At 68.2% G+C, this 15,747-nt stretch carries 13 protein-coding genes; 6 read left to right on the top strand and 7 right to left on the bottom strand.

Features of this window, described 5'->3' with window-relative positions; all coding sequences use genetic code 11:
- Positions 1 to 17 precede the first annotated feature (17 nt).
- The 3 genes from ACEN9N_RS05505 (at position 18) to ACEN9N_RS05495 (ending at position 4,380) form a co-directional block, all read left to right on the top strand.
- On the top strand, positions 18 to 383 hold the full coding sequence (locus tag ACEN9N_RS05505; RefSeq protein ID WP_007836593.1) for a YciI family protein: 366 nt from the start codon (positions 18 to 20) through the stop codon (positions 381 to 383).
- 55 nt (positions 384 to 438) lie between these two features.
- The gene (locus ACEN9N_RS05500) at positions 439 to 1,671 is read left to right on the top strand and encodes an RNA polymerase sigma factor (protein WP_495655526.1); all 1,233 of its coding nucleotides are present in this window, start codon (positions 439 to 441) and stop codon (positions 1,669 to 1,671) included.
- A 102-nt stretch (positions 1,672 to 1,773) separates the two neighbouring features.
- The gene (locus tag ACEN9N_RS05495; RefSeq protein WP_495655525.1) at positions 1,774 to 4,380 is read left to right on the top strand and encodes an FtsX-like permease family protein; all 2,607 of its coding nucleotides are present in this window, start codon (positions 1,774 to 1,776) and stop codon (positions 4,378 to 4,380) included.
- Positions 4,381 to 4,407: 27 nt separating this feature from the next.
- On the opposite strand, the gene ACEN9N_RS05490 is transcribed toward ACEN9N_RS05495, so the two are convergent.
- Complete coding sequence (locus ACEN9N_RS05490; RefSeq protein ID WP_495655524.1) at positions 4,408 to 6,906, bottom strand: penicillin acylase family protein; 2,499 nt, start codon at positions 6,904 to 6,906, stop codon at positions 4,408 to 4,410.
- A 97-nt stretch (positions 6,907 to 7,003) separates the two neighbouring features.
- Between ACEN9N_RS05490 and ACEN9N_RS05485 the strand changes: the two genes are divergently transcribed.
- The 3 genes from ACEN9N_RS05485 to ACEN9N_RS05475 all read left to right on the top strand — a co-directional run bounded on the left by ACEN9N_RS05485 (position 7,004) and on the right by ACEN9N_RS05475 (position 9,705).
- Positions 7,004 to 8,080: a PLP-dependent cysteine synthase family protein gene (locus ACEN9N_RS05485; protein WP_495655523.1), complete on the top strand. Its 1,077-nt coding sequence runs from the start codon at positions 7,004 to 7,006 to the stop codon at positions 8,078 to 8,080.
- A complete protein-coding gene (locus tag ACEN9N_RS05480; protein WP_495655522.1) occupies positions 8,077 to 9,156 on the top strand; it encodes a lipocalin-like domain-containing protein in 1,080 nt (359 codons plus the stop codon). Before ACEN9N_RS05485 ends, ACEN9N_RS05480 begins: the two co-directional genes overlap by 4 nt.
- Before the next feature lie 90 nt (positions 9,157 to 9,246).
- On the top strand, positions 9,247 to 9,705 hold the full coding sequence (locus ACEN9N_RS05475) for a YXWGXW repeat-containing protein (protein WP_007836611.1): 459 nt from the start codon (positions 9,247 to 9,249) through the stop codon (positions 9,703 to 9,705).
- A 62-nt stretch (positions 9,706 to 9,767) separates the two neighbouring features.
- On the opposite strand, the gene ACEN9N_RS05470 is transcribed toward ACEN9N_RS05475, so the two are convergent.
- The 6 genes from ACEN9N_RS05470 to ACEN9N_RS05445 are packed head-to-tail and all read right to left on the bottom strand — an operon-like array spanning position 9,768 to position 15,637.
- Complete coding sequence (locus tag ACEN9N_RS05470) at positions 9,768 to 10,754, bottom strand: branched-chain amino acid ABC transporter permease (RefSeq protein ID WP_413331857.1); 987 nt, start codon at positions 10,752 to 10,754, stop codon at positions 9,768 to 9,770.
- Between the two features lie 10 nt (positions 10,755 to 10,764).
- Entirely contained in the window at positions 10,765 to 11,640 is an 876-nt protein-coding gene (locus ACEN9N_RS05465) for a branched-chain amino acid ABC transporter permease (protein ID WP_495655521.1), read from the bottom strand.
- A 42-nt stretch (positions 11,641 to 11,682) separates the two neighbouring features.
- A complete protein-coding gene (locus ACEN9N_RS05460; RefSeq protein WP_495655520.1) occupies positions 11,683 to 12,876 on the bottom strand; it encodes an ABC transporter substrate-binding protein in 1,194 nt (397 codons plus the stop codon).
- A 46-nt stretch (positions 12,877 to 12,922) separates the two neighbouring features.
- A complete protein-coding gene (locus ACEN9N_RS05455; protein WP_007834406.1) occupies positions 12,923 to 14,119 on the bottom strand; it encodes an ABC transporter substrate-binding protein in 1,197 nt (398 codons plus the stop codon).
- A 40-nt stretch (positions 14,120 to 14,159) separates the two neighbouring features.
- The gene (locus ACEN9N_RS05450; RefSeq protein WP_413312543.1) at positions 14,160 to 14,867 is read right to left on the bottom strand and encodes an ABC transporter ATP-binding protein; all 708 of its coding nucleotides are present in this window, start codon (positions 14,865 to 14,867) and stop codon (positions 14,160 to 14,162) included.
- The gene (locus tag ACEN9N_RS05445; protein WP_007837720.1) at positions 14,867 to 15,637 is read right to left on the bottom strand and encodes an ABC transporter ATP-binding protein; all 771 of its coding nucleotides are present in this window, start codon (positions 15,635 to 15,637) and stop codon (positions 14,867 to 14,869) included. The genes ACEN9N_RS05450 and ACEN9N_RS05445 overlap by 1 nt, the downstream gene beginning before the upstream one ends.
- Between the last annotated feature and the right edge of the window lie 110 nt (positions 15,638 to 15,747).

Genomic DNA, 15,747 nt, shown 5'->3' with positions numbered 1-15,747 from the left:
CATGACGGAGAGACACCATGCAGTACATGTTGATGTTCTATCAGCCCGCGGCCGAATTCGAACAACGCGAAGATGCGTCCTCGCAGGCCTACCGGGCCAGCTGGGTCGCGTACGCCGACGCCGTGCGCCAGGCCGGCATTTCACTCGGCGGCCACGGCCTTTTCCCGCCCATGACCGGCACCACGCTGCGCGTGCGCGGCGACAAGCGCCAGGTGCAGGACGGCCCCTTCGCCGACACCAAGGAGCAGCTCGGCGGCTACTTCGTGGTCGACGTGCCCAACCTCGACGTGGCACTCGAGTGGGCGGCGCGTGCCCCCTGCGCCACCAGCGGTGGAGTGGAGGTCCGACCCGTCTTCACGGCCACGGCCGTAGCAACGGCATGAGCCGCCGGGCCGCTCCCAAGGCGAATATCGCAGCGCGGAGCGCGGAGGTTCTCGGGTGAGCAATCCGGCAGCTCGCCAGGCCGCCGAGCGTGCGGCGCGCGATTCGTATGGCCGGCTGCTGGCCATCCTGTCGGCGCGCACGCACGACATCGCCGCATCGGAAGACGCATTGGCCGACGCCTTCGCGCGAGCACTCGAGCGCTGGCCGGCCGATGGCATTCCCGCACAGCCCGACGCATGGCTGCTGAGCGTGGCGCGGCACCGCAAGCTCGACGCCTGGCGCCACACTCGCGTACAGGACGCGGCCACGCAAAGCCTGATGTTGCTGGCCGGCGAGGTCGACGAAGGCACCACCGACGGCGCGGCCGTGCCCGACGAGCGGCTGCGCCTGCTTTTCGTGTGTGCGCATCCAGCCATCGACGCGGCCGCGCGCGCACCGCTCATGCTGCAGACCGTGCTCGGGCTCGACGCCGCGCGCATGGCCGGCGCCTTCCTCACCGCGCCGGCCACGCTGGGCCAGCGGCTGGTGCGCGCCAAGGCCCGCATCCGCGCGGCCGGCATTCCCTTCGAATATCCGCGAGCGCGCGACCTGCCGCAGCGGCTGCAGGACGTGCTCGACGGCATCTACGCCGCCTACGGCACCGGCTGGGACGACGTGGACGGCGCCGACGCCCTGCCCCGCGGCCTCACGGCCGAGGCCATCGACCTCTGCCGCATCCTCTGTGGCCTGATGCCGAACGAACCCGAGCCGCTCGGCCTGCTCGCGCTGATGCTGTTCTGCGAGGCCCGCACGGCCGCGCGCCGCAGCGATGCCGGCGCTTATGTGCCGCTCGATCAGCAGGACATCACGCGCTGGGACCATGAACTGCTCGCGCAAGCTGAACACCATCTGCGGCGGGCCTGCGCCATGCAGTCGCTCGGCGCCTACCAGCTGGAGGCGGCGATCCAGTCGGCACACTGCGAGCGCCGCGCCGGCGCACCGGTGCCGCCCGAAACACTGGTGGCCCTGTACGAGGGCTTGCTGGCGCTGCGGCCGAGCGTCGGTGCACAGGTCAGCCGCGCCTGCGCGCTCGCCAATGCGCGCGGACCTGAAACCGGCCTGCGGGCGCTCGATGCCATTGCGGCCAATGAGGTGACGAACTACCAGCCCTTCTGGGCGGCGCGCGCCCATCTGCTCGCGGCCGGCGGTGCACGGGCGGCGGCGCGGCAGGCCTACGACCGGGCCATCGGGCTCAGCGCCAGCGCGGTGGTGCGTGCGCATCTGCATGCGATGTCGGACCGGCTCTGAGCGGCCGGCTCTTCATCAACGCCGCCGTCACTCCCGCGGCGCGGCCACCGGCTCAGTCTCGCGCACCAGCAGCTTCGATCCGTGCACATCGACAATCGGCCCATGCGCGCATTGCTCACCACCTTCTCCTGGCAGGAACTCCGCCATCACCCCTGGCGCAATGCGGCGGCCGTGCTGGCGGTGATGCTGGGTGTGGCGCTGGCCTTCTCGGTGCAGCTGATCAATGCGTCGGCGCTCGACGAGTTCGCGAGCGCGGTGCGCTCGGTCAACGGCCAGCCCGACCTGGAAGTGCGCGCCGTGCAGGGCGGCTTCGACGAGGCCGTGTTCGCGCGGCTGGCCCGTCATCCGCAGGTGACGCTGGCGAGCCCCGTGGTCGAGTTCCAGGGCCTGGCGCTGGCGGGCGAACGCCAGGTGCCGATGCGCGTGATCGGCGTCGATGCGCTGGTGCTGCCTGCCATCGCTCCGGCGCTGATGCCACAGGCCGCAGCCGGTGCCGATCGCTTGGCGCTGTTCGCACCGGGCCATGTGTTTCTCAACACCGCGGCGCGCACTGCGCTGGGCCTGCCCGCGCAAGCGCCCGGCGGTGGCGTCGTGGAGACGATGCAGCTGCGCAGCGGCGATGCCTGGCAGCGGCTCGACGTGTCCGGCCACGTCGCCGCGAGCGGCTCGGCGCTCGCGGTGATGGACATCGCGGCCGCGCAGGAGCTGTTCGGCCAGGTCGGCCGGCTCAGCCGCATCGACCTTCGGCTGGCACCCGGTACCGACAGGGCCGCCTTCATGGCCTCGCTGCAGCAGTCGCCGGGCTGGCCCGCAGGCGTGCAGTTCGCCGAGCCCGGCGATGCGGCCGAGCGCGTGAGCAACCTGTCGCGCGCCTACCGCGTCAACCTGACGGTACTGGCGCTGGTGGCGCTCTTCACGGGCGCGTTCCTGGTGTTCTCGGTGCTGGCGCTCAGCGTGGCCAAGCGCGCGCAGCAGTTCGCGCTGCTCGGCGTGCTGGGCCTGACGCCGCGCGAACGGCTGCGGCTGGTGCTGACCGAATCGCTGGTGCTGGGTCTGATCGGCAGCACGGCCGGGCTCGTGCTCGGCACCGCGCTCGCGGCCTTTGCGCTGCGGGTGCTCGGCGGCGACCTGGGCGGCGGGTATTTCGAAGGCGTCGCGCCCAAGCTGCATTGGAGCAGCGGCGCGGCAGCGCTCTACGGCGGGCTCGGCGTAGTGGCCGCATTGGTGGGCGGCTGGTGGCCCGCGCGCGCGGCGCAGGCGCTGCCCGAAGCGAAAACACTCAAGGGGCTGGGCGCGGCGCCTACCCAGGGCAACAGCCACTGGCTGGCGCTGGGGCTGATCGCGCTCGGCGCGGTGCTGGCCAACGTGCCGGCCATCGGCGGCATTCCGGTGGCCGCGTATTTGTCGGTGGCCTGCCTGCTGGTGGGCGGCATCACCGCCCTGCCCTGGCTCATCGCGCTGCTGTACGACCGCATCGCGCCCGCGTTCGCGCAACGCGTGCTGCCGATGCTGGCCATCGAGCGCGCGCGCCGCATGCGGGGCACGGCGGCCGTGGCAGTGAGCGGCGTGGTCGCGAGCCTGAGCCTCGCGGTCGCGCTCACGGTGATGGTCGCCAGCTTTCGCGATTCGGTCACGCACTGGCTCGACGTGGTCCTGCCGGCCGACCTGTACCTGCGCGCCACTGCGGGTGGGCGCGGCAGCAACGCCGGCAACAGCAGCAGCACCGACACCGCGACCTTCCCGCCCGCCTTCGTGCAGGCGCTGGCGCAGTTGCCCGGCGTGGCGCGCACGGGCACGCTGCGCACGAAGACACTGCAGCTCGACGCGACCCGGCCCGCGGTCACGCTGATCGCGCGCAGCCTCGAAGGCGGCGCCACGCAGTCGCTGCCGCTGGTGGGCGCCGCGCTGCCGGTGCCCGAGGGGCAGGTCGGCATCTACGTGAGCGAGCCGATGGTCGAGCTGTACGGCGCGAAGCCGGGCACCGCGTTCGCGCCGCTGTCGGCCGCAATGGGCGTGGCAGCCGGCACGAAGAAGCCGCAGGTGTTCTTCGTGGCGGGCGTGTGGCGCGACTATGCGCGGCAGTTCGGCGCGGTCACGATGGACGCGCGCGATTTCGAACGCATCACCGGCGAACGCAACGTGAGCGACGTGGCGCTGTGGCTCGCGCCCGGTGCGCCGGAGGGCGCGGTGCAGGCACAGGTGCGCGCACTGGCGGCGCGCCAGGAAGGCGGCTCCGCGGAGTCCGTCGAGATCGCCTCGGTCGGCCAGATCCGCACGACCTCGCTGCGCATCTTCGACCGCAGCTTTGCCGTGACCTACTGGCTGCAGGCGGTGGCCATCGCCATCGGCCTGTTCGGCATCGCCGCGAGCTTCAGCGCGCAGGTGCTGGCACGGCGCAAGGAGTTCGGCCTGCTCGCACACCTGGGCTTCACACGGCGGCAGGTGCTGGCGGTAGTGGCGGGCGAAGGCGCCGCGTGGACGGCCATCGGCGCGGTCGCGGGGCTGCTGCTCGGGCTGGCCGTGTCGGTGGTGTTGGTGAAGGTGGTGAACCCGCAGAGCTTCCACTGGAGCATGGACCTGCTGGTGCCGTGGCTGCGGCTGCTGGCGCTGTGCGGCGCGGTGGTGGTGGCGGGCACCGTCACCGCCTGGCTGGCAGGGCGGGCGGCGGCCGGCAGGGATGTGGTGTTGGCGGTGAAGGAAGACTGGTAGGCAGGTGCTTCGCCTGCCGTCCCGGCCTCAGCGGCCTGGCGTCAGCTGGATGCGCTCCACGGTTTCCTTCTCGACCGCAGCGCGGGTATAGACCAGCGGCACGTACTTGCCCTCCAACCACAGTGGCGCCAGGTCGCGGTAGTTGGGGCTGTCGGGGTTGCCCGACTGGCCCGGCGTGTTGATGACACGCGACGCGTCCCAGTTGCCCACGTCGAGCACCATGCGGAACGAGGCGCCCGCAGTCAACTTGTAGTCGCTTGGCCGATAGGTGGCGGCCATCGGCGTGAAGGCCGAGCCGGACATGGGCCAGTCGCCCACGTCGAGCTTCTTGCGCGTGGCCGCATCGACCACGCCACCCAGCGGATGGCGGAACTCGGCGCGATGCAGCGTGCCCCACTTCCATGCAGCGGCATCGGGGCCGAGCCTGGCGCTGAGTTCCTGCATGGCGAGCGGCAGGGTCTCGAGCAACAGCGCGTCGCGTTGCTCGTTCGTGACCCAGCCGGACGGGTTCTCGAGCAGCAGCACCATGCGCGTGTTGTCGCCGGGCCCGGCCAGCGCGGCGCCCGCATCGCCCGCGCCGGCCTTGAGCACGGCCGCGCGCAAGGGCTTGCTGCTCCAGACTTCGTACAGCGCGGCGGCGGCGCTGTCGCGGTCCATGGCGCCGTCCCAGCCCTGGAGCATGCGCAGCGCCGAAGCGGTCTGCGGATCGTCGCTGCGCAAGCCGGCCAGCAGCTTGAGCAGCCGCTGCGCGGGCGTGGCGACGATGTCGTTCTGCATGCGCTGCGAGTCCTCGACGGTAAAGCGCGAGCCCGCCGCCACCCTGGCCGCGAACAGCGCCTCGAGGCGGCGTGCGCGGGCCGCGTCGCTCCACTCGTAGCCGACGCCCTTCTTCGCGGCGGGGTGGTCGGGCGGAATGTTGTTCTCGTTGGCCGTCACGACATAGCCGCGCGCGGGGTTGAACTCCGAAGGCAACTCGTCGCCGTTGCGAAAGCCCGCCCACTCGTAGCGCCCGTCGCCGGGCACCGGCATCAGGCCGTCCCAGTTGGGCCGGATGGGCGTGAGGCCGCCGGGAATCCAGCCGACGTTGCCGCTGGTGTCGGCGTAGACCTGGTTTTCGCCTGGCGCGCCCCAGCGGTTCATGGCCGCGCGAAACTGGTCCCAGTTGCGCGCGCGCATGTAGTCCATCGAACCGAAATACGGCGCCATGCCAGGCTCCAGCCACGCGGCGCGCAACGCATACGCGCGCTGCTTGCCGGGCTCGGCCAGCAGCACGGGGCCGTGGCGGGTGAAGGTGTTGACCACCTCGCGCGGCGCGCTCTCGCCCTTCACCTCGATGCGCTCCGTGACGCGCGTCATCGGCTCCCAGCGGCCCTGGTAGCGGTACTCGCCGGGGTCGCTCGGGTTGAGCTGGTACACGTACAGGTCTTCCTGGTCCATGTAGAAGCGCGTGAGGCCGAAGGCGATGGTGCCGTTGTGGCCGATCGACAGGCCCGGCAGGAAAGGCTCGCCTGCGCCGATGGCGTCCATGCCAGGCGCGCTCAGGTGCGTCATGTAGCGCAGGCTCGGCGCGCCGTGCGAGCGGTGCGGGTCGTTGGCCAGGATGGGCCGGCCGGTGGCGGTGAGCTTCGGCGAGATCACCCAGTTGTTGCTGCCGTAGGCGCCAGTCGGGTCGCCCTGCGACGCTTGCTGCTGCTCTTCTCCCAGCTGCGCCGTGGCTTCCGCGCTGCCGGGCAGCAGGGACACGGGCACGACAGTCGCGCCCGCGTTCACGCCCAACCGCGTATTGGCCTTGGTGAACTGCGGCGGCTCGGTGGCGCGCAGGTAGGCCGCGCGCAATTCGGTGGCCGGAATGCCGCACGGGTCGAGCCCCGGCGGCACGCGCGGCGTGACGGGCGGATCGAGCTCGCGGCGCAGCCAGTCGGCCTTGACGCCGGCAGCGCCCCCGCAGAACGCGCGGGCGCGTTCGATCTCGGAAGTGAAGTTGAGCGTGAGGCCGTGGTGGCGGATGCGCACCACGTCCTCGGGCGACCATGTCGCGGGCTGGTAGCCGAGCAGCGCGAATTCTGCGGGCAGCAGTGCGGGCTGTGCGCGCACCTGTGCCACGTAGGCGTTGACACCCGCGGTGAAGGCTTCAGCCACGCGCTTGGCGTCGGAGCCGTAGGCGAGCCATTCGCGGTACATGTCGCCGCGGTAGAGCACGGCGCGCGCGGCGCGATCGCTCTCGACCCAGGCCGGGCCGAAGTCCCTGGCCATTTCGCCGAGGCCGCGTTTGCGCCACAGGTCCATCTGCCAGAGCCTGTCGCGCGCGGCGATGTAGCCCTGCGCCACGAAGGCGTCGTAGAGCGTGCCCGCATAGAGATGCGGCACGCCCCAGCGGTCGATCAGCACCTCGGCGGGCTTCTCGAGCCCCGGCACTGCGAACGACGAGGAGGGCCGCGTCGGCATGCCGTTGCCGGAGGGGCTGCTGGCGCAGCCGGACAATGCGAGGGCCGCGAGCGCAACGGCGCCCAGGTTCGTTTTTTTCATGTGTCTCCATCTCCTCTGCCTTGTGAGCGGCAGCGCACAGTATCCCGATTTACGGCCGCGCCGGGTTACAAACCATGACTTGTAGACTGAGGCCGATATGCAGCAAATACTTTCTTCTTCGTCCTGCAACGCCTGGCTCGACAGCGCCATCCGCCGCATCGAGGCCGACTACCAGCGCAGCGCCGACACGCACCTGATCCCGCTGCCCCTGCCCTCGCTCGCGGCGCACGGCATCGACCTCTACCTGAAGGACGAATCGACGCACCCGACCGGCAGCCTCAAGCACCGGCTCGCGCGTTCGCTCTTTCTCTACGCGCTGTGCAACGGCTGGGTGCGCGAGGGCACCACCATCGTCGAGGCCTCGAGTGGCTCCACGGCCGTGAGCGAGGCCTACTTCGCGCGGCTGCTGGGCCTGCCCTTCATCGCCGTGATGCCGCGTACCACGTCGCCCGAGAAGGTCGCGCAGATCGCCTTCTACGGCGCGAGCTGCCACTTCGTGGACCATGCCGCCCAGGTGTACGAAGAGGCGCGCGCGCTGGCCGAGCGCAGCGGCGGCCACTACATGGACCAGTTCACGTATGCTGAGCGCGCGACCGACTGGCGCGGCAACAACAACATCGCAGAGAGCATGTTCCAGCAGATGGCGCGCGAGCGGCATCCGGTGCCGAAGTGGATCGTGGTGGGCGCGGGTACTGGCGGCACCAGCGCGACCATCGGGCGCTACCTGCGCTATCGCTGCCACGACACGCAGGTGTGCGTGCCCGACCCCGAGGGCTCCGTGTTCTCGGCCTACCACCGCACGGGCGATACCTCGCTGACGGACGCGGGCTCACGCATCGAAGGCATCGGCCGGCCGCGCGTGGAGCCCAGCTTCATCCGCACGCTGGTCGACCGGATGATCGAAGTGCCGAACCTCGACTCGGTGGCGGCGATGCATGCACTGTCGGCACTGCTGGGCCGCAAGGTCGGGCCGTCGACGGGCACCAACTTCATCGGCATGCTGGCCGTGGCGCACGAAATGCGCGCGGCGGGACAGCAGGGCTCCATTCTTTCGCTGCTGTGCGATGCGGGCGAGCGCTATCTGCCGAGCTACCACGATGCGGCCTGGGTGCGGAATGCCTTCGGCGACATCGCGCCGGCGCAGCGGCGCATCGATGCGCTGGTGGCGGCATGAGGCCTCCTCCTTCGTCGCTGTTCGGCCTCTCGCGGCGCGGCCTGCTGCTGGCGGCGCTCGCGGCCGGGCCGCTGACGGCGTGGGCACTGCCCGAGCGCCGGATGGAGTTCCCGCGCGACTTCGGCAGCCACCCCGACCTGCACACCGAATGGTGGTACGTCACCGGCCACGCGAAGACTCCGGGCGGACGAGAGTTCGGCTTCCAGGTGACCTTCTTCCGCTCGCGCGTCGACGCCACGCAGGGCATGCGCTCGGCCTTCGCCGCGAAGCATCTCGTGTTCGCGCACGCGGCCGTCACCGACCTCGAAGGCCGCGTGCTGCTGCACGACCAGCGCATCGCACGCGCGGGCTTTGGCGTGGCCGAAGCCGGCACCAACGACACCGACGTGCGCATCCGCGACTGGTCGCTGGTGCGGGAGAACGGGCTCTACGTTGCGCGCATTCCGGCCGGCGAATTCACGCTCGAGCTGCGCTTCACGCCGACGCAGCCGGTGCTTCTGCAAGGCAACGCCGGCCTCTCGCGCAAGGGCCCCGAGGAATCGCAGGCGAGCTACTACTACAGCGAGCCGCAACTCAAGGCCCAGGGCAGGCTCACGCTCAAGGGAGAAGCCTTCGATGTCGCCGGCGCCGCGTGGCTCGACCACGAATGGAGCGAAGCGCTGATGCACCCCGAGGCCGTGGGCTGGGACTGGATCGGCATGAACCTCGACGACGGCAGCGCCCTCACCGCCTTCCGCCTGCGGCGCAGCGACGGCAGCGCGCTGTGGACCGGCGGCTCGTTCCGCCAGCGCGATGGCGCGGCACGAGCCTTCAGGAACGACGAAGTGCGCTTCGAAGCCCTCAAGACCTGGGACAGTCCGCGCACGCAGGCGAAGTACCCGACGCAATGGCGAGTGCAAACGCCCGCCGGCAACTTCGAAGTGCGCGCCTTGCTCGACGACCAGGAACTCGACAGCCGCGGTTCGACCGGCGGCGTGTACTGGGAAGGCGTGAGCGAATTGCTCGATGTCCAAGGCCACCGCGTGGGCCGCGGCTATCTGGAAATGACGGGCTACGCCGCACCGCTGAAGCTGTAACTGTTGTAGCCGCGCACAAGGCCTGACAACCGATTCCTTGCCGCCTGCGTTGGGAATCGTGCCCCACTCATTTAAAACGGAGGATCATCCATGAAGATTCGAATCGCAGTGCTGGCCGCGGCCGGCGCCCTTTCCATCCTTGCAAGCCCCATTGCCGCCAACGCGCAAGTCTCGGTCAACATCAATGTGCCCGGACTGGTGATGACGGCACCGCCGCCGCCGCGCTACGAGCCTCTGCCCCCGCCACGCGGCGGCTTCGTCTGGGTACCAGGCCGCTGGGCCTGGGACGGCCGCGCCTACGGATGGCGCCCGGGCGGCTGGCAGCCCGAGCGCGCGGGATACGCCTATGCCCCGGGCCGCTGGGTCGAAGACCGCGGCGGCTGGCGCTGGACCGAAGGCGACTGGCGCCGGCAAGAAGCCCGCCGTGAAGCACGCCGCGAGCGCGAATGGGAAGACGACCACCGCCACCACGACGGCGGCCATCGGCACGGCCATGACCGCGATCGCGATTTCTGCCCGCCCGGCCAGGCGAAAAAAGGCAACTGCTGATTACCGATTGCTGATCCGCAAACACAAAGGGAGCCCAGGCTCCCTTTTTTGTTGGCCGCGCATTACTTCGCCCGCCGCCTGTCGATGAACGCGATGATCTCGCCCATGATCCCCTTGCGGAAGGCCAGCACGCAGATCACGAAGATCAGGCCCGTGACCATGGTCACCGACTCGCCCAGCGTGTTGAACCAGTCCACCGTCGTGATGCGCGCAAGCAGGTTGCCGAGTTCGCCGATCTTGTTCTCGAGCAGCACCACCACGGCCGAGCCCACCAGCGGACCCGAGAGCGTGCCCAGGCCGCCCACCAGCGTCATCAGGATGACCTGGCCCGAAGCGGTCCAGTGCACGTCCGACAGCGTGGCGAAGCCCAGCACCAGCGTCTTGAGCGAACCGGCCAGTCCCGACAGCGCCGCCGAGATCACGAAAGCCAGCAGCTTGAAGCGGCTCACGTCGTAGCCCAGCGACAGCGCGCGCGGCTCGTTCTCCTTGATGCCCTTGAGCACCTGCCCGAAGGGCGAGTGGATGGTGCGCACGATCAGCAGGAAGGCCGCGACCACGATGACCAGTGCCACGTAGTACATCGTGAGGTCGTTGGACAGGTCGACCAGACCGAACAGCTTGCCGCGCGGCACGCCCTGCAGGCCGTCTTCGCCGCCGGTGAACTTGGCCTGCAGCGCGACGAAGAACATCATCTGCGCGAGCGCCAGCGTGATCATCGCGAAGTAGATGCCCTGGCGGCGAATGGCCAGCACGCCGAAGATCCAGCCGAGGAAAGCGCCGCTGAGCGTGCCCGCGATCAGGCCCAGTTCAGGCGTGAGCCCCCAGACCTTGATGGCATGGCCCGCCACGTACGCGGAGCCGCCGAGGAAGGCCGCGTGGCCGAACGACAGCAGGCCCGTGAAGCCCAGCAGCAGGTTGAAGGCCGCGGCGAACAGTGCGAAGCACATGAGCTTCATCACGAACACCGGGTAGGCGCCGAAGAACGGCGCCGCGACGAGCGCGACCAGCAGAAGTGCGTAGACGATGAGGGAGATTTTTTTCGTGTTCATGCCACTCGCCTTATTTTTCTTTGCCGAACAGGCCGGCGGGGCGAATCAACAGCACGATGACCATGATCACGAACACAACCGTAGACGATGCCTCGGGATAGAAAACCTTGGTGAACCCTTCGATCACGCCGAGCCCGAGACCCGTGAGGATGGCGCCCATGATCGAACCCATGCCGCCGATCACGACCACCGCGAACACCACGATGATGAGGTTCTGCCCCATCAGTGGCGACACCTGCATCACCGGTGCAGCGAGCACGCCGGCGAAGGCCGCGAGCGCGCAGCCGAAGGCATAGGTCAGCGTGATCATCAGCGGCACGTTGACGCCGAAGGCCTCCACCAGCCGCGGGTTCTCGGTGCCGGCGCGCAGGTAGGCGCCCAGGCGGGTCTTCTCGATCACGAACCAGGTCGCAAAGCAGATCACCAGCGATGCAACGACCACCCAGGCGCGATAGTTCGGCAGCACCATGAAGCCCAGGTCGGTGGAACTCGACAGCGCATCGGGCGCGTCGTAGGGCAGCCCCGACACGCCGTAGACCGAGCGGAACACGCCCTCGATCAGCAGCGTGAGGCCCAGCGTGAGCAAGAGGCCGTAGAGGTGGTCGAGCTTGTAGATCCAGCGCAGCAGCAGGCGCTCGATGAGCACGCCGAAGATGCCGATGACGAGGGGCGCCGCGATCAGCATCACCCAGTAGTTGACGCCGAGATACTCCATCGCCATCCATGTCAGGACGGCGCCCAGCATGAACAGCGCGCCATGCGCGAAGTTGATGACGTTGAGCAGGCCGAAGATCACCGCCAGCCCGAGGCTCAGGATGGCGTAGAACGAGCCGTTGACCAGCCCCAGAAGGAGCTGGCTCAACAACGCAGGAAGGGAAATGGTCATAAGTGTTTCAACGAACCCGGGCGGCTGCGCGCCCGCGGGAGATCACTTCCAGAGGGCGCACTTGCTCTCGGCCTTCGTCGTGAAGACCTCTTCGCCCTTCAGCTTCTGGACCACCTTGTAGTAGTCCCACGGCTGCTTGGATTCGGCCGGCGACTTGACCTGCACAAGGTACATGTCGTGCACGAAACGGCCGTCGGCGCGGATGCTGCCCTTGGCATAGAAGTCGTCGACGGGGGTCTTCTTGAGCGCCTCCATCACCTTGTCGGCATCGACCGTCTTGGCGGACTGCACGGCCTTCAGGTAGGTCATGGTGGCCGAATAGTCGGCGGCCTGGATGTCGGTGGGCATGCGCTTGGTCTTCTCGAAGAAGCGCTTGCCAAAGGCGCGCGTCTTGTCGTCGAGGTTCCAGTCCCAGCTGGTGGTGAGCAGCAGGCCTTCGGTGTTCTTCAGGCCCAGGCTGTGCACGTCGGTCACGAACACCAGCAGGCCGACCATCTTCATGGTCTTGGTGATGCCGAATTCCTTGGCGGCCTTGATCGAGTTGATGGTGTCGCCGCCCGCATTGGCCAGCGCCAGCACCTGGGCCTTGGAGTTCTGCGCCTGCAGCAGGAACGAGGAGAAGTCGGAGGTGTTGAGCGGATGCTTCACGCTGCCCACCACGGTGCCGCCCTTCTCCTTCACGACCTTGGACGCGTCGGCTTCCAGTGCCTGGCCAAAGGCATAGTCGGCCGTCAGGAAGTACCAGCTCTTGTCGCCGCGTGCGATCACGGCGCTGCCCGTGCCCTTGGCCAGCGCCACGGTGTCGTAGGCGTAGTGCACGGTGTAGGGGCTGCACTGCTCATTGGTGAGCGCCGAACTGCCGGCACCGTTCACGACGAACACGCGCTTCTTCTCCTGCGCCACCTTGGCCATGGCCAGCGCAGTGCCCGAGCTGGTGCCGCCGAACAGCATCGTCAGGCCCTGCGTGTCGATCCATTCGCGCGCCTTGGAAGCCGCGATGTCGGCCTTGTTCTGGTGGTCGGCCTGCAGCAGCTCGATGGGCATGCCGTTGACCTTGCCGCCGAAGTCGTCGATGGCCATCTGGATCGCGAGGGCGCCGTTCTTGCCCTCCACGTCCGCGTAGAGGCTCGACATGTCGGTGATGAAGCCGATCTTGACCTTGTCCTGGGCCTGGACGGCGCCCGCGGCAAGCGCCATGGCAAGGGACAGGCCGGAAAGCACGAACGTCTTTTTCATGGTCGGGAACTCCTGGAGAAGGAACGGAAAGTCGTGAGGGCGAGCATCACTTCCAGCTGGCGCACTTGGTTTCTGCCTTGGCCGTGAAGACCTGGTCGCCCGGCAGGGTCTTGAGCACCTTCAGGTAGTCCCAAGGCTTCTTCGATTCGGCGGGCGACTTCACTTCGACCAGGTACATGTCGTGGATGAAGCTGCCGTCGGCGCGGATCTGACCCTTGGCGTAGAAGTCGTCAACCTTCATGCTCTTGAGTTGCGCCATCACCTTGTCGGAGTCGGTCGTCTTGGCGGCGGCCACGGCCTTCAGGTAGGTGGTGGTAGCCGAGTAGTCGGCAGCCTGCACGTCGGTGGGCATGCGCTTGGTCTTCTCGAAGAAGCGGTTGGCGAACTTGCGCGTGTCGTCGTTCAGGTCCCAATACCAGCTGGTGGTGTGCAGCAGGCCTTCGGTGTTCCTCAGGCCCAGGCTGTGGATGTCGCTCAGGAAGACCAGCAGGCCGGCGGTCTTCATGGTCTTGTTGATGCCGAATTCCTTGGCGGCCTTGATCGAATTGATGGTGTCGCCGCCGGCGTTGGCCAGGCCGAGGATCTGCGCCTTGGAGTTCTGCGCCTGCAGCAGGAACGACGAGAAGTCGGATGCGTTCAGCGGATGGCGCACCGCGCCCACCACCGTGCCGCCCTTCTCTTTCACCACCTTGGTGGTGTCGGCTTCGAGTGCGTGGCCGAAGGCGTAGTCGGCCGTCAGGAAGAACCAGCTCTTGCCGCCGCGATCGACCACGGCCGCGCCGGTGCCCTTGGCCAGCGCCACGGTGTCATAGGCATAGTGGACGGTGTAGGGGCTGCACTGCTCGTTGGTGAGCACCGAGCTGCCGGCGCCGTTGTTGAAGTACACGCGCTTTTTCTCTTCCGCCACCTTGGCGGTGGCCAGCGCGGTGCCGGAGTTGGTGCCGCCGAAAACCATGGTCACGCCAGCGGTGTCGATCCATTCGCGCGCCTTGGAAGCGGCGATGTCGGCCTTGTTCTGGTGGTCGGCCGTCAGCAGTTCGATGGGTTGGCCCAGCACCTTGCCGCCGAAGTCGTCGATGGCCATCTGGATGGCGGTGGCGCCGCCCTTGCCTTCCAGGTCGGCGTAGAGACTCGACATATCGGTGACGAAACCGATCTTCACTTTTTCCTGCGCCTGCACAGCGCCTGCGCTCAAGGCGAGGATGGCGACGGCGGTGGCGATGAGTCCGAGTTTCTTGTTCATGGTGTTGGGTCTCCTGAAAAATCTTGTTGGGTGTTCGAGTTCAGACGCCGAGCAGTTCGGTGAGCACCGGCATCTTGGCTTCAAGTTCGGCCGCGCCGAATTTTTCGACGATGCGGCCATGCTCCATCACATAGAAGCGGTCCGCCAACGGCGCCGCGAAGCGGAAGTTCTGCTCCACCATGACGATGGTGTAGCCCTTGGCGCGCAGCATGGTGATCATTCGGGCCAGCGCCTGCACGATGACTGGCGCGAGGCCCTCGGAGATTTCGTCGAGCAGCAGCAGCTTGGCGCCGGTGCGCAGGATGCGCGCCACGGCCAGCATCTGCTGCTCGCCGCCCGACAGGCGCGTGCCCTGGCTGTGGCGGCGCTCGGCGAGGTTGGGGAACATGGCGTAGATCTCTTCGACCGACATGCCCTGCCCCGCGCCTTTCAGCTCGGGCGGCAGCAAGAGGTTTTCTTCACACGAAAGGCTCGCGAAGATGCCGCGCTCCTCCGGGCAATAGCCGATGCCGAGGTGCGCGATGCGGTGCGTCGGCATGCCGATGGTCTCCTTGCCGTTGACCTCGATGCTGCCCTTGCGCGCGCCGGTGAGCCCCATGATGGCGCGCAGCGTGGTGGTGCGGCCCGCGCCGTTGCGGCCCAGCAGCGTGACGACTTCGCCCGGCTGCACGACCATGTCGACGCCATGCAGCACGTGCGATTCGCCGTACCAGGCTTGCAGGCCCTTGATCTGAAGTGCCGCGGTCATCAGTGGGCCCCTTGCAGCTGGCCGTCGGTGGTGCCCATGTAGGCCTCCATGACCTGGGGATTCGCGGAGACTTCGGCGTAAGGTCCTTCGGCCAGCACGGCACCGCGCTGAAGCACGGTGATGGTGTCGGCGATGGTGGAGACCACGCTCATGTTGTGTTCGACCATCAGGATGGTGCGTCCGGCCGACACGCGCTTGATGAGTTCGGCCACGCGGTGCACGTCTTCATGGCCCATGCCCTGCGTGGGCTCGTCGAGCAGCATCAGCTCGGGCTCCATGGCCAGCGTGGTCGCGATCTCGAGCGCGCGCTTGCGGCCGTACGGCAGGTTCACGGTCTGTTCGTCGGCGAGTGCCTCGAGGCCCACTTCGGCGAGCAGTTCGCGGGCGCGCGCGTCGAGCGGCTTGAGCGACTTCTCGCTCTTCCAGAAGTGGTACGAAGTGCCCAGCCGGCGCTGCAGGCCCAGGCGCACGTTCTCGAGCAGCGTGAGGTGCGGGAACACGGCAGAGATCTGGAACGAGCGGATGATGCCGCGCCGCGCGATCTGCGCGGGCCGCTCGCCGGTGATGTCCTGTCCGTTGAAGAGGATCGTGCCGGTGGTCGGCTCGAGGAACTTGGTGAGCAGGTTGAAGCAGGTCGTCTTGCCGGCGCCGTTCGGGCCGATCAGCGCATGGATCGAGCCGCGCACCACCGAGAGATTGACCTTGCTGACGGCAGTGAACCCCTTGAATTCCTTGGTGAGCTCGCGTGTTTCGAGGATGACGTCGCTCATCTCGCGAGGTCGCCCGGATTCGGAAAAAGAAAGTCGGTCATGCGGTCCATCCCAATGCGCCACCATTGAGCGCGGACCGATTGTTCGTGCGTGCCACTCGCTTGGATACT

This window comes from Variovorax sp. Varisp46 (assembly GCF_059491885.1).
The sequence above is the reverse complement of the archived record's forward strand: the minus strand, read 5'-3'. Positions and strand labels throughout refer to the sequence as shown.